Raw genomic sequence first — 15,522 nt, forward strand, 5'->3', positions numbered from 1 at the left:
GGTTCGCAGACTCTCGCTTCACGATGCCCTCAATCGAACAGGAAATTCGTGACGACGGCGACCTGTGCGGGATCGACGAAAGTCGGCGCGTGACCCACGCCCTCGAACTCGACGAGCGTGGCACGCGGCCCGCGCTGCGTCATTGCGGCCGCTGTCTCGGGCGACAGCAGGTCGGACGCCGCGCCACGCGTGAGCAGCGTGCGCGCCTCGATGGCGTCGTACAGGCTCCACATCACCGCCCCGCCCTGCGCCGCGATCTCGGGCGTGATGGCGCGCAGCGGCACGCCGATGGCCGGGTCGTAGTGCAGCACCCAGGCGCCCTCGCCCACCGGGCCGCCACTGGCGGTCTTGGCGGCACCGTCGGCGCTGCGCTCAGAAGCCGGCACCACCATGTGCTGCGACAACGCGCGCCACTGCTCGGGCGTGTGCGGCCCGAAGGTGGTCGACAGGGCCCACATCGCGTCGGCCGCGGCCTGCACGCTCGAAAACTGGCCACTCTTGCCCACATACGCGCCAATGCGCTGGATGGCGGCGGGCTCGACCGTGGGGCCGACATCGTTCGCGACGAAGCGGCGAATGGGCCGTGGCAGCGGCAGCTCCTTGTGGCCGGCCAGCACGAAGCCGATCAGCCCGCCCATGCTGGTGCCGACGTAGTCGAGCGTGTCGATGGGATGCTCGCCGTGCAGCTGCGCGATCAGCGTCACCATGTCTGCGGCATACACAGGCACTTGATAGAAAGCGGGGTCGCGCAGCCAGTCGCTGCGGCCACGCCCGACCACGTCGGGACAGACCACGCGCACATCGCCGCCCGCGCGCGCCACGATGGCCTGCGCGAGCACGTCGAAATCGCGCCCCTGCCGGGTCAGCCCGTGCACGCAGACCACGACATGTGCGCTGTGCGCGTCGCCCCATTGCCAATAGGCCATGCGATGACCGCCCTGGGCGTCGTTGCAGGCCACGTCGTGAAGGGTCGGTTCTGTCATGGAAACGGAGGGGTTCGGGTGCGGATAATGGTCTCGTTGCATCCTAATTCATCCGGAGATTGATCTTCATGCTCAAAGGCAAAACCGCGCTTGTCACGGGGTCCACCAGTGGCATTGGCTTCGCCATCGCCAAGGCGCTGGCCCAACAGGGCGCACACATCGTGCTCAACGGTTTCGGCGACGCCGACACCCCAAAGACCCAGATCGAGGCGCTCGGCGTGCGTGCCGAGTACCACGGGGCCGACATGAGCAAGCCCGACCAGATCGAGGACATGATGAAGTTCGCCGCGTCGAAGTTCGGCCGCGTCGACATCCTCGTCAACAACGCCGGCATCCAGCACGTCGCCAAGGTCGAGGACTTCCCGACCGAACGTTGGGACGCGATCCTCGCGATCAACCTCACGAGCGCCTTCCACACGACGCGCCTGGCGATCCCCGCGATGCGCGAGGCCAACTGGGGCCGCATCATCAACGTGGCGTCGGCGCACGGGCTCGTGGCCTCGGCGCAGAAGTCGGCCTATGTCGCGGCCAAGCACGGCATCGTCGGCCTGACCAAGTCGGTGGCGCTCGAAACCGCCACCACCGGCGTCACCTGCAACGCGATCAGCCCGGGCTGGGTGCTCACAGCACTGGTGCAAAAGCAGATCGACGACCGAGCGGCCCGCGAAGGCATTTCGGCCCTCCAGGCGCAGAACGAATTGCTGGGAGAAAAGCAGCCCTCGCTGCAATTCACGACGGTCGAGCAACTGGGCGGGCTGGCCGTCTTCCTGAGCTCTCCCGCCGCCGATCAGGTGCGGGGCGTCGCCTGGGCCATGGATGGCGGCTGGACGGCTCAGTAAATTAACAGAGACAACGAAAAAACGCCGGCGGCACTCGCCCGCCGGCGCTGAGCTCTTTGTCTTCTTACTTGAGCTGCACTGAGCCGGAGACGTTCACGACCACGCTGGTCTTGCCCGCTTCCACCGGCACGGCCGAATCGGCGGCCGAGAACGACTTGGCCTGCATGGCCATCACGCGCGGGCGGATCGGGCCGCTGTCGTTCGCGTTCACCGACACCTCGCGCAGCGTGTAGCCGCCGAAGCCGAAGCCCTTGGCCAGCTCGCCGGCCTTCTGCTTGAAGTTGTCGATGGCGATGTTCTGCGCCTCGGTCTCGGTCTTGGCGCGCTGCTCGCGGCTCAGGCCGAAACCGACGTTGCCCACGCTGAGCGTGCTGATGCGCCCGGCCGTCTGGGTGATGCGCGCGAAGTCGCGGCCTTCGAGCACGAGTTCGGTCGACCCCTGCCAGCCATTGATCTTGCCGTCCTTGGTGTAGCGCGGCGAGAGGCTGAAGTTGCCGGTGCGCACGTCGAGCTGGCCCGGTTGTGCATTCTTCTTGGCTTCGGCCAGCGCGGCGTCGAGCGCCGCCTTGAGCTGGGTCTGCACGGTGCCCGCCTCGGCGGCGTCGCGCGTGGTGACGAGGGTCATGCTCAGCAGGTCTTGCTGAACTTCGACGGTGCCGGAGGCCGACAGCTGGAGCACGTTTTGTGGAGCAGGCATGACGGCATTCTGGGCCAAGGCGGCGCCGGCAAAGGTCAGCGCGGCGCAGGCCGCGATCAATTGAACAGTCTTCAAGACAGATTTCTCCCTGGTGGATGCGAGGAAAGCCCTCGCCCGCGCCTTCTTCTTCAGTGGCGCAGGCTGCGCGGCGCGGTTTGCGGACTGGCGACGGGCTGCGGTACCGGCACGATGCGCTCGGCAGGCTGTGATTCTGCCGAATTCAGAAGAACACCCGTTCCCGCAGGCACCCACTGCCCCCGGACCTGCTGCCTCAACTCGAAGAGTTCGCCCGCCGTGAGACGGCGCCCCGCCAGTGCTTCGCCGCGGCGCTGCTCTTCCCGCTGGGCCGCCCGGTGCGCGGCCACGGCATCGCGCACTTCGCTGCGGCGCCCTTCACTGACCCGCAAAAACCCTTCGGAAGCGACGGACGTCGCACCACAGGCGCATGCGAAAAAAAGCAGAGGCAAGGCAGAAAAAGAAGGTCTCATCGCGCAATCGTCATAAGGCAGCACGGACTGTGCCACCGCCGGGCAAAGCCCGGATGACCAGACGGCGAGCGGCCGCAAGTTGTGTAACTTAGTGTCAACCACTACGGAATTCGGCAGCAATGGGGTCCTAACGCCTTCAGAATCGGCGCTGTTACAAATTCAACGTTGTAGAAATGACTCAAGTTCCCGCTCGCACCGACAAGATCGTGATCGTCGACGACGACGCCCGCATCCGCGACCTGCTGCGCCGCTACCTGACGCAGGAAGGATTCGAAGTGATCGTGGCCGAGGACGGCAAGGCGCTCAACCGCATCCTGTTGCGCGACACGGTCGACCTGATCGTGCTCGACCTGATGATGCCCGGCGAAGACGGCCTCTCCGTGTGCCGCCGTCTGCGTGCCGCCAACGACCGCACGCCGATCATCATGCTCACCGCCAAGGGTGAGGACGTGGACCGCATCGTCGGTCTCGAAGTCGGCGCCGACGACTACCTCGGCAAGCCCTTCAACCCGCGCGAACTGCTGGCCCGCGTGCACGCCGTGCTGCGTCGCCGTCCACCGCTCGAGGCGCCGGGTGCCCCCTCCACCGAGAACGAGACCGTCACCTTCGGCCCGTTCGCCTTCGACCTCGGCTCCCGCACCCTGAAAAAGGACGGCGAAGAACTCTCGCTGACCACCGGCGAGTTCGCGATGCTGAAGGCGCTGGTGCGCCACCCGCGCCAGCCGCTGTCGCGCGAAAAGCTGGCCCAGCTGGCACGCGGACGCGAATTCGAGCCCTTCGACCGCAGCCTGGACGTGCAGATCTCGCGCCTGCGCAAGCTGGTCGAGTCCGACGCCGCGGCGCCGCGCTACATCCAGACCGTCTGGGGCGTGGGCTACGTGTTCGTGCCGGACGGCACGGCCTGACGATCCGCTGAGAGGTGGCCATCGGCCTCCATTCCGCCCGACCTGACCCGGCCCAGGAGGACGGGGCACAGGTCACGATGCCCAGCCCGCTCGAAGCGAGCGCGCAGCGTGACCGCCGCCCCGGCCTCAAGCTGGGTTTCAGCCTTTTCTGGCGCACCTTCTTTCTGCTCGCACTGCTGCTGATCGGCTGCACGGTCGCGTGGCTGCAGACCTTCCGCTCGCTCGAATACGAGCCACGCGCCATCCAGACCGGACACCAGATCGCCTCGCTCGTGAACCTCACGCGCGCGGCGCTCGTGTACTCGGACGCGATCACGCGGGTCTCGCTGATCAAGACGCTGGCCGACCAGGAAGGCGTGCGCATCCTGCCGCGCGAACCCAACGACCGCTTCCAGCCCTACACCAGCGGCGCGCTCGACGAGCGCGTCACCGAAGAGCTGATCGCCCAGCTCGGCGAAGGCACCACGGTGGCCAGCCGCGTGAACGACGAGCCGGGCCTGTGGATCGGCTTCACCATCGAGAGCGACACCTACTGGCTGCTGCTCGACCCCACGCGCTTCAGCCGCGTGGGCGGGCGCACCTGGCTGGTCTGGCTCAGCACGGCGATGGCGCTGTCGCTCGCGGGCGCGGCGCTGATCACGCGGCTCATCAACCTGCCGCTCAAGCAGCTGTCGCGCGCCACCTTGCAGGTGCGCGAGGGCGAGTACGAGGCGCACCGGCTCGACGAGCGCGCCCGCACCAACGAGATCCGCGCGGTGAACATCGGTTTCAACCGCATGGCCGACCAGCTCGCCAAGATCGAACAGGACCGCGCCATCATGCTGGCCGGCATCTCGCACGACCTGCGCACGCCGCTCGCGCGGCTGCGGCTCGAAACCGAGATGAGCGTGGCCGACGAAGACGCGCGCGACCACATGGCCGCCGACATCGCACAGCTCGACGCGATCATCGACAAGTTCCTCGACTACGCCCGCCCCGACCACGTCGACCAGCGCCCCGTGCTATTGCGCGACGTGATCGACGCCTGTACCTACGCCGTGCAGGACTACGAAGAGATGAACATCCACGTCGACGTGCCCGCCGACCTGAAGGTGATGGGCGACGAGGTGGAGCTCACACGCGTGATCTCCAACCTGGTCGAGAACGCCCGGCGCTACGGCAAGACGCCGTCGACCGGCGTGGCCGACGTCACGATCCAGGCGCAGGCCAACAACGACGCGGTGCTGATCAAGGTACGCGACCACGGCGCTGGCGTCGAGCCCGCCCTGCTCGTGCAGCTGACCAAGCCCTTCTTCCGCGGCGATGCGGCACGCACCTCGGCGGCCGGCGCCGGCCTGGGGCTGTCGATCGTGGCGAAGAACATCGAGCGCATGGGCGGCACCTTCGCGCTCACCAGCACGCCGGGCCGGGGCCTCGCGGCCCACATCCGGATGCCGCGCGCGATGCCGGCGGGCAGCAGCAAGCCCGGCGAGGTGCCGGGCAAGAAGCAGGTCGCCTGAAAAAGAATCCCGGGTTCAGCGGTGCAGCAGCACCGCGGCGCGGGCTTCCATCGCCCGCCCCTCGCCCACCGGGCCGAGCTTCTCGGCCGTCTTTGCTTTCACATTGACCTGATCGAGCGCGATGCCCAGCGTGTCGGCGATGCGCTGGCACATGGCCGGGATGTGCGGCGCCAGCTTGGGCGCCTGCGCGATCACGGTGCTGTCGACATTGCCGATCTCCCAGCCGGCGGCCCGCACGCGGCGCGCCGCCTCGGCCAGCAGCACGGCCGAATCGGCACCGCGGAACTGGGCGTCGGTGTCGGGAAAATGCCGGCCGATGTCGCCCAGCCCGGCGCCGCCGAGCAGCGCGTCGGTGATGGCGTGCAGCAGCACGTCGGCGTCCGAATGCCCGAGCAGGCCGGTGGTGTGCGGCACCTCGATGCCGCCCAGGATGAGCTTGCGCCCCGCCACCAGCTGGTGGACGTCCCAGCCTTCGCCGACGCGGATGTTGAACGGTGTCGTCGTCATGCCATGGCCTTCTTGCGGCCGAGCAGCACCGCCTCGGCCAGTGCGAAATCTTCGGGGAACGTGACCTTGAAGTTCTGCGCGCTCCCGGGCACCAGCAGCGGCGCCAGGCCGAGGGTCTCGATGGCGCTGGCCTCGTCCGTCACCACGTCGCCCACGCGCTCCAGCGCGTCGAGCAGCATGCCGATACGGAACATCTGCGGCGTCTGCGCCAGCCACTTGTCGGCGCGCGGCAGGGTCTGGGTCGAACGGCTGTCGGTCGACGAGACCTTCAGCGTGTCGGCCAGCCGCTGTGCCAGCAGGCCGCCGACGGCGTCGTGCTCGCAGGCGGCGATCAGCGCCTCGATCTGGCTGGACGTGACCAGGCAGCGCGCCGCGTCGTGCACCAGCACCCAGTCGTGCGGCCCGGCGCCCTTCTGGCGCAGCGCCGCCAGGCCGTTGCGCACCGAGGCGGCGCGCGTCAGGCCGCCCACGCGCAGCAGGTACTCGCCGGTCACGGGGAAGCGCGGCAGCGCCGTCTGCACCTCGCGGTCGTCGGGCGACACCACCACCGCCACGCCCGCGAAACGCCCGGCCAGCGCGCGGAACGCGTCCACCGTGTGGGCCACCATCGACTGGCCCGCCAGGCGCCGGTACTGCTTGGGCTGCGCGCCGCCGGCGCGGTGGCCGGAACCGGCACAAGGGATCAGCACGTAGAAACGGGAAGAAGACATGGAGGGTGCGGCACGGGCCGATGGCCGACAAGCGGATAAGGGGCCGCCATTCTAGAATTGACATTCGCACACCCCTCGCCGTCCGGCGCGGGGTGTCGTGCATTTTTCGAACCGCTCCATGGACCTCCCCCTTCTCCCGGCGGGCAAGCGTTTCACGCTGCCGCGTCCCCCGTTGTCGGCCGACGCGCTGATGCTGGCCCAGCTCGGCATGCGCGAGAAGGCCGCGGGTCGCGCCACCGCGATGTTCACCGCCGACGCGAACGACGCCCAGCGGCTCATCGACGAAATCGCCTTCTTTGCCCCCGAGCTGCGCTGCGCCCTCTTCCCCGACTGGGAAACGCTGCCCTACGACAGCTTCTCGCCGCACCAGGACCTGATCAGCGAGCGCCTGGCCACGCTGTGGCGCATCAGCCAGAAAGAGGCCGACGTGGTGCTGGTGCCCGCCACCACCGCGCTGTACCGGCTGGCGCCGCCTGCCTTCCTGGCCGGCTACACCTTCCAGTTCAAGGCCAAGCAGAAGCTGCAGGAATCGAAGCTCAAGGCGCAGCTCACGCTGGCCGGCTACAGCCACGTGACGCAGGTGGTGAGCCCGGGCGAGTACGCGGTGCGCGGCGGCCTGATCGACCTGTTCCCGATGGGCTCGCCGGTGCCGTTCCGCGTCGACCTGTTCGACGACGAGATCGACTCCATCCGCACCTTCGACCCCGACACCCAGCGCAGCCTCTACCCCGTGCCCGAGGTGCGCCTGCTGCCGGGCCGCGAGTTCCCGATGGACGACGACGCCCGCGCGCGCTTTCGCAGCCGCTGGCGCGAACTGCTCGAGGGCGACCCGACCAAGAGCCGCATCTACAAGGACATGGGCAACGGTGTGGCCACCGCCGGCATCGAGTACTACCTGCCGCTGTTCTTCGATGAGACGGCCACGGTGTTCGACTACCTCGGCCCCGACGCCACCGTCGTGCTGCACGGCGACCTGGAACCCGCGTTCCAGCACTTCTGGCAGGACACCAACGAGCGCTACCGCCTGGTGCAGGGCGACCCCGAGCGCCCCGCGCTGCCGCCCGAGGCGCTGTTCCTCAACGCCGAGCAGTTCTACCAGCGTGCCAAGCCGCATGCGCAGCTCGCCATCCGCGGCGACATCGCCACCGATGCGCCCTACGCCGAGTTCGACAAGCTGCCGCCGTTCGCCGTGGTGCGCGGCGCCGAAGACCCGCTGGTCGGCCTGAAGGCCCACATCGCCGCCACGCCGCACCGCGTGCTGCTGATCGCCGAAAGCGACGGCCGCCGCGAGAGCCTGCTCGACTTCCTGCGCGCCAGCGGCGTGAACCCGCCGGCCTTCGACTCGCTGGCCGAGTTCGAAGCCTCGGGCGACGAGAAGATCGGCATCGCCACCGCCGCGCTGGCCTCGGGCTTCGCGTGGCGCGAACAGGCGATCGACTTCGTCACCGAAACCGAGCTGTTCGCCACCGCGCCCACCACGCGCCGGCGCAACAAGAAGCAGGAACAGGTCAGCGACGTCGAAGCGCTGATCAAGGACCTGTCCGAACTCAACGTGGGCGACCCGGTGGTCCACAGCGCGCACGGCATCGGCCGCTACCGCGGCCTGATCCACATGGACCTGGGCCAGGGCACGGGCGCGGACGGCAAGCCGCTGCTGCAGGAAATGCTGCACCTGGAGTACGCCGACAAGGCCACGCTCTACGTGCCCGTGAGCCAGCTGCACCAGATCAGCCGCTACACCGGCGTGAGCGCCGACGAGGCGCCGCTGCACAAGCTGGGCTCCGGCCAATGGGAAAAGGCCAAGCGCAAGGCCGCCGAACAGGTGCGCGACTCGGCCGCCGAGCTGCTCAACATCTACGCCCGCCGCGCCGCGCGCGAAGGCCATGCCTTCCGCTACTCGCCGGCCGACTACGAGGTGTTCGCCAACGACTTCGGCTTCCAGGAAACCGCCGACCAGAAGGCCGCCATCCACGCCGTGGTGCAGGACATGATCTCGCCCCAGCCGATGGACCGCCTCGTGTGCGGCGACGTGGGCTTCGGCAAGACCGAGGTCGCGCTGCGCGCCGCCTTCATCGCCGTCACCGGCGGCAAGCAGGTGGCCTTCCTGGCACCCACCACGCTGCTGGCCGAGCAGCACTACCAGACGCTGGTCGACCGCTTCGCCAAGTGGCCGGTGAAGGTCGCGGAGATGAGCCGCTTCCGCTCCGCCAAGGAAATCACGGCCGCCGCCAAGGGCCTGGCCGAGGGCCAGGTCGACATCGTGGTCGGCACGCACAAGCTGCTTTCGCAGTCGGTCAAGTTCAAGAACCTGGGCCTGCTCATCATCGACGAGGAGCACCGTTTCGGCGTGCGCCACAAGGAGGCGATGAAGGCGATGCGCGCCGAGGTCGACGTGCTCACGCTCACCGCCACGCCGATTCCGCGCACGCTGGGCATGGCGCTCGAAGGCCTGCGCGACCTGAGCGTGATCGCGACCGCGCCGCAGCGCCGGCTGGCCATCAAGACCTTCGTGCGCAACGAGGGCACGGGCGTGATCCGCGAAGCCGTGCTGCGCGAGCTGAAGCGCGGCGGGCAGGTGTACTTCCTGCACAACGAGGTCGAGACCATCGAGAACCGACGCCAGAAGCTCGAAGAAATCCTGCCCGAGGCCCGCATCGCCGTGGCCCACGGCCAGATGCCCGAACGCGAGCTGGAGCGCGTGATGCGCGACTTCGTGGCCCAGCGCTACAACATGCTGCTGTGCTCGACCATCATCGAGACCGGCATCGACGTACCCACCGCCAACACCATCGTGATGAGCCGCGCCGACAAGTTCGGCCTGGCGCAGCTGCACCAGCTGCGTGGCCGCGTCGGCCGCTCGCACCATCAAGCCTATGCGTACCTGATGGTGCCGGACACCGAAGGCCTGACCAAGCAGGCCTCGCAACGGCTCGAAGCCATCCAGCAGATGGAAGAACTGGGCTCGGGCTTCTACCTGGCGATGCACGACCTGGAGATCCGCGGCACCGGCGAGGTGCTCGGCGAGAACCAGAGCGGCAACATGATGGAGATCGGCTTCCAGCTCTACAACGAGATGCTCAGCGAAGCCGTGCGCTCGCTGAAGGCCGGGCAGGAGCCCGACCTGCTCTCGCCGCTGTCGGTCACGACCGAGATCAACCTGCACGCCCCCGCCCTGCTGCCCGACGATTACTGCGGCGACGTGCACCTGCGGCTGTCGTTCTACAAGAAGCTCGCCACCGCGAAGAACCCCGACCAGATCGACACGCTGCTGGAAGAGATCGTCGACCGCTTCGGCAAGCTGCCGCCGCAGGCGCAGACGTTGATCGACACACACCGCCTGCGCGTGCTCGCGCGGCCCTACGGCGTGGTCAAGGTCGATGCGGCGCCGGGCATCATCAACATCACCTTCCGCAAGGACGCGCCGGTGGACGGCATGGCCATCATCCAGCTGATCCAGAAGAACAAGCACATCAAGCTCGCCGGCAACGAGAAGCTGCGCATCGAGCGCGAACTCAAGGAGCCGAAGGACCGCGCCCAGATGGTGCGCGACGTGCTGCGCAGCCTCGGACAACCCCTCGTCAAGGAAACCGCCCCCGCATGAGCGCTACGACAGAAATCTCCCCCGGCCTCGTCCTCCAGCGCGTGAAGCCGCCGCTGAAGCTCGCCGACTTCAAGCTGATCGCGTTCGACATGGACTCGACGCTCATCAACATCGAGTGCATCGACGAGATCGCCGATGCCGTCGGCAAGAAGGCCGAGGTGGCTGCGATCACCGAGGCCACGATGCGCGGCGAGATCAAGGACTTCAAGGAAAGCCTGCGCCGCCGCGTGGCGCTGCTGCAGGGCGTGCCCGTGGCCGCGTTGCAGCAGGTGTACGACGAGCGCCTGAAGCTCAACCCCGGCGCCACCGAGCTGGTCGCAGCCTGCAAGAAGGCGGGCCTCAAGGTGCTGCTGGTGTCGGGCGGCTTCACCTTCTTCGCGAACCGCGTGAAGGACCGCCTGGGCATCGACTTCGCACGCTCCAACCTGCTCGACGAAGCCGACGGCCAGCTCACCGGCCAGGTCGTGACGCAAAGCTGGGGCGACATCTGCGACGGCGCCGAAAAGCGCCGCACGCTGCTCGAAGTGGCCTCGCTCATGGGCATCTCGCCGCAGGAAACCATCGCCGTGGGCGATGGCGCGAACGACCTGCCGATGATGGGCGAAGCCGGGCTGTCGGTGGCCTATCACGCCAAGCCGAAGGTGCGCGAGCAGGCCATGGTGGCGATCAACGAAGGCGGGCTCGACCGCGTGCTGGAAATCCTGAAATGACCGACGCCGCCCCGCTGTACCGCGCCGACGCGCTGCGCGACTACGCCAGCGCCCTGCTGCAGAAAGCGGGGCTCGCGGCCTCGATGGCCGACAGCGTGGCGCGCACGCTGGTCGAAGGCGACCTGCTGGGCCACGACACGCACGGCCTTGCGCTGCTGGCCGGCTATGTGAAAGAAATCGAATCAGGTGGCATGACGCGCGACGGCGCGCCCGAGGTGCTGTCCGACCGCCCCGCCGCCGTGCTGTGGGACGGCAAGCGCCTGCCCGGCCCCTGGCTCATGGACCAGGGCATGGACCTGCTGGTGCCGCGTGCGCGCGAACTGGGCACGGCCTCGCTCGTGATCCGCCGCAGCCACCACATCGCCTGCCTCGCGGTCTACATGCTGCGCGCGCTGCAGGAAGACATGCTGATGCTGCTGGCCTGCTCCGACCCCAACACCGCCAGCGTCGCGCCCTTCGGCGGCACGCAGGCGGTGTTCACACCGAATCCGCTGGCGATGGGCTTTCCGCTCTCGCAGGGCGGCGTGATGGTCGACATCTCGGCCTCGATCACCACCAACGGCATGAGCAACCGCAAGCGCGCGGCCGGCGAGACCTTCGCCGAGGAATGGCTCATCGACGCCTCCGGCAAGCCGTCGAACAACCCGCAGGTGCTGTTCGACCAGCCGCCCGGCACGCTGCTGCCCGTGGGCGGCCTGAGCCACGGCCACAAGGGCTACGGCATGGCGCTGCTGGTCGAGACGCTCACGGCCGGCCTCGCAGGCCACGGCCGCGCCGACCCGCCCGAAGGCTGGGGCGCGACGGTGCACCTCACGCTTCACGACCTGCACGCCTTCGGCGGCAAGGACGCTTTCCTGCGCCAGATGGACCACGTGGCCGAGAAATGCCGCGACAACGCGCCCGTCGACCCGGCCAGGCCTGTGCGGCTGCCGGGTGAAGGCGGGTTGAAGCGTCGGGAAGCGCAATCGGCGAACGGGGTGCGGCTGCACCCGTCGATTGCGCGCTCGCTGCAGGAAGCGGAGCAGCGGCATGGCCTGCGGCTGGCGCAGGCGCTGATCTGACGGGGTTTATTCCTCGCCGTCGTTCTCGGCGTGGTCGGGTGCACCCGCGGGCCGCGGCTGGCGCTTGCCGGGCTTGGCCAGGATCTCGATGTAGAACTGCTTGCCGCCCTCTTTCACCACACCGTCAATGAGGCCGGTGATGGCCGTGAGGTGGATGGTTTCGGCGGATTCCTGGGCGGCGCCGAACCGGCAGTCGAAGTCCCAGAAGTCGGCGCCTTCGGGTAGGTCGCGGCGGCGCTCGCGCTTGATGTACTTGCGGATCTCGTGCTTGACGGCTTCGAGGAGACGGTCGGGGTGCTTGCCCTCGACCTGAAGCTGGAAGGTTTTTCTCATGGGTGATGGTAACCCGCTGTGTAAAGTCGGCGGTTCAAATGGAAAGCAGGTGAAGACATGGCACGCGCAAACGACTGGGCAAGCAAGGTGATGGCATTGGTGAACGGCGGCAACGCCCCGGCGGCCATTGCGCAGATCAAGGTCGCGCCCTCGGTCAAGGACCTGAAGGCACTGCAGACCATCATGACGCTCTCCAAAATGAAAGGCCGCTATCCGAACGTGGATGCGGCCATTTCAGACAACCTGGACCTGCTGGCAGCGCCCCGGCTGCACCGGTCCCCCTGAGCGTCGGCGTTACAGGGCCTGGCCGAGGCGCTTCACGCCCTCTTCGATCTTCTCGATGTCGGCCGTGGCAAAACTCAGGCGCAGCGTCGCCACATCGGGCTTCTCGGCGAAGAACGGCGCGCCGGGCACGAAGGCCACCAGCTTCTCGATCGCACGCTTGGCCAGCTCGTTGGCATCGGCCAGCTTGCCGTTGGCGCCCGTCAGGCGCGCCCAGAAGAACAGCCCGCCGTTGGGCTGCGTGAAGCTCACGGCATCGCCCAGCTCGCGCGTCAGCGCGGCGCCCATGGCCTGCGCGCGCTGGCCGTAGACCTCGCGCACATGCGCCAGCGTGCCGGGCATGCGGCCGCTCTTGAGGTACTGCGCGGCCGTGGCCTGCGCGAAGGTGCTGGTGTGGGCGTCGCTGAACTGCTTGCACATCGTCGCCTTGGCCAGCAGCTCGGTCGGCGCGATCATCCAGCCGATGCGCAGGCCGGGGCTGAGCACCTTGCTCAGGCTGCCGCAATGCGCCAGCAGTTCGCGGCTGCCGGGCACGTCCTTGCTCAGCGACATGATCGACGGCGGCGGCGCTTCGCCGAAGTACAGGTCGCCGTAGGGGTCGTCCTCGACGATCAGCGTCTGGTACTTCACGGCCAGCTCGAGCACCTTCTTGCGGCGCTCCAGGCTCAGCATCGCGCCGCTGGGGTTGCCGAAGGTGGGGATCAGGTAGACGAACTTGGGCTTGTGCTCGGCAATGAGCTTCTCGAGCTCATCGGTCTTCACGCCGTTGGCGTCGATGGGCGCGCTGATGAGCTGCGCACCGTACAGGCGAAAGCACTGGATCGTGGCCAGGAAGGTCGGGCCTTCGACGATCACCTTGTCGCCGGGCGAGATCATGGTCTTGCCCAGCAGATCGAGTGCCTGCTGGCTGCCGGTGGTGACGATCAGGCCGCTGGGGTCGACGTCGACGCCCTTGGTCTTCATGAACGCCGAGAGCTGGTTGCGCAGCGGCTCGTAGCCTTCGGTGGCGCCATATTGCAAGGCCGCGCCGGGCTCTTCGGCCAGCGCCTTCTGGCTCGCCTCCTTCAGGCCCTCGACGTCGAACATGGCGCTGTCCGGGAAACCGCCCGCAAAACTGATGATGCCGGGCTTGCCCAGCAGCTTGAAGAGTTCGCGGATGGCGGAGGTTTCGACGTTGTCGAGGCGGGAGGCGAATTGCATGGTCAGTCTCACTTTCTGGGCGTCATTGTCGCGAAAGCCCGGGCAGGAAAGCTGCGTAGGGCCATGGCTTTTCGACGATATATTGCATCCATCGCCGCAAACGCCGGGGCTCGCCCTGCCTTCCACGGCATGCGCCCCGCGAGCCCCACGCCGTGAACGGTGGCCACCACGACCCATGAAAAAATCCGACATCCCCCTCTTCTTCGCCACCCTGCAAGCCGCCAACCCCGAGCCGCGCACGGAGCTCGAATACACCACGCCCTTCGAGCTGCTGGCCGCCGTGCTGCTGTCGGCGCAGGCCACCGACGTGGGCGTGAACAAGGCGACGCGGCGGCTCTATCCGGTGGCGAACACGCCGCAGGCGATCCTCGACCTCGGGGTGGAAGGGCTGGAGTCGTACATCAAGACGATCGGGCTGTACCGCAGCAAGGCCAAGCACCTGATCGAGGCCTGCCGCATGCTGGTCGAGCTGCATGGCGGCGAGGTGCCGCGCACGCGCGCCGAACTCGAGGCGCTGCCGGGCGTGGGGCGCAAGACGGCCAACGTGGTGCTCAACGTGGCCTTCGGCGAGGAGACCATCGCGGTCGACACGCACATCTTCCGCATCGGCAACCGCACCGGGCTGGCGCCCGGCAAGACGCCGCTGGACGTGGAACTCAAGCTCGAAAAGCGCATCCCACCCGAATTCCGCCTGCACGCGCACCACTGGCTGATCCTGCACGGGCGCTATGTCTGCGTGGCGCGCAAGCCGCGCTGCTGGGAATGCGCGGTCTCCACCTTCTGCTCGTTCAAGCCCAAGACGCCGGCCCCCAAGACCGCCTGAGCGGCACACACCACCTCGCACATGACGACGACAACGATTTTCAAGAAGACGCCTTCCGCCGCCCTCCTCTTCCTTGCAGCGCTGTGCAGCGCAGGCGCCGCCTGGTCGCGCGACGGCGTGCTGCCGCCCGAGACGATGGCGCTCTATGGCGGGCGCTGGTCCGCCAACTGCGCCGACGCAGCCGCACCGACGCTGCAGGTGCGCGAGGACATGCTGATCGCCGAGCGCGGCAAGCGCCGCGTGGTCGGCCGCCAGCCGGACACGGCGCACAGCTTCTTCGGCAACCAGGCGCCGCCGCCGAACTTCGACGTGGCGCTGATGAGCCGCGTGGGCAAGGGCGACAACGCGATGATGAATTTCCTGGTCTTTCGCGATGCGCGCGGCCAGTCGATCACGCTGAAGGCCGACAAGCCGGTCGTGGGGCAGCTGGGGCCGGAGCTGATGAAGCCACGCTACTGGCGCTGCGACGGTCCGGCGCGCGCTGCGGCGCCGCCCGCCGAACCCGCGACCGCCGCCCCCAAGCCGCCGGCACCCGCCACGGGCAGCCCGGCCGCCCTCGCCCGGGGCCCCGCGATGGACAAGGCCTGGCGCGCCGCGCTGGGCGCGCGCGAAACCGAGCGCTGGCTGGTGCGCCGCGAAGGCCCGTCGCCCGAGCCGCAATGGGTGACGGTGGACGGCACGCGCTACCTGCTGCACGCCTTCTGCAAGCCGCACGACTGCTACGACCACAACGCCATCGCGCTGTACGACCAGGGCTCGGGTCGGCTCTATGGCCTGGTGCAGCGCAACGGGCAGAACCAGCTCCTGGGCGGCCCCTCGCCGCAGTTCGCGGGGCAGCTCGATCGTCTCTGGCGCGAGCAGTGGCGCGCCAAGAACTGACAGCG

General features: G+C 68.2%; 16 protein-coding genes. 9 read left to right on the plus strand and 7 right to left on the minus strand.

The annotated features are described in order from the left end of the window. Positions 1-29: 29 nt before the first annotated feature. On the minus strand, positions 30-983 hold the full coding sequence (locus VHAB30_RS11425; protein WP_235926589.1) for an alpha/beta fold hydrolase: 954 nt from the start codon (positions 981-983) through the stop codon (positions 30-32). A gap of 68 nt (positions 984-1,051) precedes the next feature. On the opposite strand from VHAB30_RS11425, the gene VHAB30_RS11430 reads away from it, so the two are divergent. Further along, the gene (locus VHAB30_RS11430; RefSeq protein WP_095747591.1) at positions 1,052-1,822 is read left to right on the plus strand and encodes a 3-hydroxybutyrate dehydrogenase; all 771 of its coding nucleotides are present in this window, start codon (positions 1,052-1,054) and stop codon (positions 1,820-1,822) included. 64 nt (positions 1,823-1,886) lie between these two features. Here VHAB30_RS11430 and VHAB30_RS11435 read toward each other — a convergent pair whose 3' ends face one another. Both VHAB30_RS11435 and VHAB30_RS11440 read right to left on the minus strand, forming a co-directional pair. Further along, positions 1,887-2,594: an SIMPL domain-containing protein gene (locus VHAB30_RS11435; protein ID WP_159277107.1), complete on the minus strand. Its 708-nt coding sequence runs from the start codon at positions 2,592-2,594 to the stop codon at positions 1,887-1,889. 53 nt (positions 2,595-2,647) lie between these two features. Beyond that, complete coding sequence (locus VHAB30_RS11440; protein WP_223301309.1) at positions 2,648-3,085, minus strand: hypothetical protein; 438 nt, start codon at positions 3,083-3,085, stop codon at positions 2,648-2,650. 95 nt (positions 3,086-3,180) lie between these two features. Between VHAB30_RS11440 and ompR the strand changes: the two genes are divergently transcribed. Both ompR and VHAB30_RS11450 read left to right on the plus strand, forming a co-directional pair. Further along, a complete protein-coding gene (gene ompR / locus VHAB30_RS11445) occupies positions 3,181-3,912 on the plus strand; it encodes an osmolarity response regulator transcription factor OmpR (protein WP_007837017.1) in 732 nt (243 codons plus the stop codon). A gap of 77 nt (positions 3,913-3,989) precedes the next feature. Beyond that, positions 3,990-5,411, plus strand: coding sequence for a sensor histidine kinase (locus VHAB30_RS11450; RefSeq protein WP_062480711.1), 1,422 nt, complete (start codon positions 3,990-3,992; stop codon positions 5,409-5,411). A 15-nt stretch (positions 5,412-5,426) separates the two neighbouring features. Here VHAB30_RS11450 and ispF read toward each other — a convergent pair whose 3' ends face one another. Both ispF and ispD read right to left on the minus strand, forming a co-directional pair. Next, entirely contained in the window at positions 5,427-5,918 is a 492-nt protein-coding gene (gene ispF, locus VHAB30_RS11455; protein ID WP_159277108.1) for a 2-C-methyl-D-erythritol 2,4-cyclodiphosphate synthase, read from the minus strand. Further along, complete coding sequence (ispD, locus tag VHAB30_RS11460; protein WP_062480715.1) at positions 5,915-6,628, minus strand: 2-C-methyl-D-erythritol 4-phosphate cytidylyltransferase; 714 nt, start codon at positions 6,626-6,628, stop codon at positions 5,915-5,917. Before ispD ends, ispF begins: the two co-directional genes overlap by 4 nt. 118 nt (positions 6,629-6,746) lie before the next feature. On the opposite strand from ispD, the gene mfd reads away from it, so the two are divergent. The 3 genes from mfd to VHAB30_RS11475 are packed head-to-tail and all read left to right on the plus strand — an operon-like array spanning position 6,747 to position 12,000. Beyond that, the gene (mfd, locus tag VHAB30_RS11465) at positions 6,747-10,229 is read left to right on the plus strand and encodes a transcription-repair coupling factor (RefSeq protein ID WP_070060516.1); all 3,483 of its coding nucleotides are present in this window, start codon (positions 6,747-6,749) and stop codon (positions 10,227-10,229) included. Then, positions 10,226-10,939, plus strand: a complete 714-nt coding sequence (serB, locus tag VHAB30_RS11470; RefSeq protein ID WP_062480719.1) for a phosphoserine phosphatase SerB — start codon at positions 10,226-10,228, stop codon at positions 10,937-10,939. The genes mfd and serB overlap by 4 nt, the downstream gene beginning before the upstream one ends. Then, the gene (locus VHAB30_RS11475) at positions 10,936-12,000 is read left to right on the plus strand and encodes an Ldh family oxidoreductase (protein ID WP_159277109.1); all 1,065 of its coding nucleotides are present in this window, start codon (positions 10,936-10,938) and stop codon (positions 11,998-12,000) included. The genes serB and VHAB30_RS11475 overlap by 4 nt, the downstream gene beginning before the upstream one ends. 6 nt (positions 12,001-12,006) lie before the next feature. On the opposite strand, the gene VHAB30_RS11480 is transcribed toward VHAB30_RS11475, so the two are convergent. Further along, positions 12,007-12,333, minus strand: coding sequence for a DUF6172 family protein (locus VHAB30_RS11480; RefSeq protein WP_159271932.1), 327 nt, complete (start codon positions 12,331-12,333; stop codon positions 12,007-12,009). A gap of 57 nt (positions 12,334-12,390) precedes the next feature. Between VHAB30_RS11480 and VHAB30_RS11485 the strand changes: the two genes are divergently transcribed. After that, entirely contained in the window at positions 12,391-12,618 is a 228-nt protein-coding gene (locus VHAB30_RS11485) for a hypothetical protein (protein ID WP_013541760.1), read from the plus strand. Between the two features lie 9 nt (positions 12,619-12,627). On the opposite strand, the gene VHAB30_RS11490 is transcribed toward VHAB30_RS11485, so the two are convergent. Then, positions 12,628-13,815 (minus strand): aminotransferase-like domain-containing protein, encoded by a 1,188-nt coding sequence (locus VHAB30_RS11490; protein ID WP_159277110.1) that lies wholly within the window; start codon positions 13,813-13,815, stop codon positions 12,628-12,630. Between the two features lie 175 nt (positions 13,816-13,990). Between VHAB30_RS11490 and nth the strand changes: the two genes are divergently transcribed. Together nth and VHAB30_RS11500 are read left to right on the plus strand one after the other, a co-directional pair. Beyond that, entirely contained in the window at positions 13,991-14,638 is a 648-nt protein-coding gene (gene nth / locus VHAB30_RS11495; RefSeq protein WP_095745121.1) for an endonuclease III, read from the plus strand. 21 nt (positions 14,639-14,659) lie between these two features. Further along, positions 14,660-15,517, plus strand: a complete 858-nt coding sequence (locus tag VHAB30_RS11500) for an Ivy family c-type lysozyme inhibitor (protein ID WP_159277111.1) — start codon at positions 14,660-14,662, stop codon at positions 15,515-15,517. The last annotated feature ends 5 nt before the right edge of the window (positions 15,518-15,522 follow it).

The sequence above is a fragment of the Variovorax boronicumulans genome (assembly GCF_009811375.1).
Classification (GTDB): Bacteria; Pseudomonadota; Gammaproteobacteria; order Burkholderiales; family Burkholderiaceae_C; genus Variovorax; species Variovorax boronicumulans.

What these genes read in the sequence shown, in the direction of transcription:
- mfd (WP_070060516.1), top strand. Translation starts at nt 6,747, where the DNA reads ATGGACCTCCCCCTTCTCCCGGCGGGCAAGCGTTTCACGCTGCCGCGT.
- nth (WP_095745121.1), top strand. Translation starts at nt 13,991, where the DNA reads ATGAAAAAATCCGACATCCCCCTCTTCTTCGCCACCCTGCAAGCCGCC.
- ispF (WP_159277108.1), bottom strand. Translation starts at nt 5,918, where the DNA reads ATGACGACGACACCGTTCAACATCCGCGTCGGCGAAGGCTGGGACGTC.
- serB (WP_062480719.1), top strand. Translation starts at nt 10,226, where the DNA reads ATGAGCGCTACGACAGAAATCTCCCCCGGCCTCGTCCTCCAGCGCGTG.
- VHAB30_RS11480 (WP_159271932.1), bottom strand. Translation starts at nt 12,333, where the DNA reads ATGAGAAAAACCTTCCAGCTTCAGGTCGAGGGCAAGCACCCCGACCGT.
- VHAB30_RS11450 (WP_062480711.1), top strand. Translation starts at nt 3,990, where the DNA reads ATGCCCAGCCCGCTCGAAGCGAGCGCGCAGCGTGACCGCCGCCCCGGC.
- VHAB30_RS11500 (WP_159277111.1), top strand. Translation starts at nt 14,660, where the DNA reads ATGACGACGACAACGATTTTCAAGAAGACGCCTTCCGCCGCCCTCCTC.
- VHAB30_RS11485 (WP_013541760.1), top strand. Translation starts at nt 12,391, where the DNA reads ATGGCACGCGCAAACGACTGGGCAAGCAAGGTGATGGCATTGGTGAAC.
- VHAB30_RS11430 (WP_095747591.1), top strand. Translation starts at nt 1,052, where the DNA reads ATGCTCAAAGGCAAAACCGCGCTTGTCACGGGGTCCACCAGTGGCATT.
- VHAB30_RS11490 (WP_159277110.1), bottom strand. Translation starts at nt 13,815, where the DNA reads ATGCAATTCGCCTCCCGCCTCGACAACGTCGAAACCTCCGCCATCCGC.
- ispD (WP_062480715.1), bottom strand. Translation starts at nt 6,628, where the DNA reads ATGTCTTCTTCCCGTTTCTACGTGCTGATCCCTTGTGCCGGTTCCGGC.
- VHAB30_RS11425 (WP_235926589.1), bottom strand. Translation starts at nt 983, where the DNA reads ATGACAGAACCGACCCTTCACGACGTGGCCTGCAACGACGCCCAGGGC.
- VHAB30_RS11475 (WP_159277109.1), top strand. Translation starts at nt 10,936, where the DNA reads ATGACCGACGCCGCCCCGCTGTACCGCGCCGACGCGCTGCGCGACTAC.
- ompR (WP_007837017.1), top strand. Translation starts at nt 3,181, where the DNA reads ATGACTCAAGTTCCCGCTCGCACCGACAAGATCGTGATCGTCGACGAC.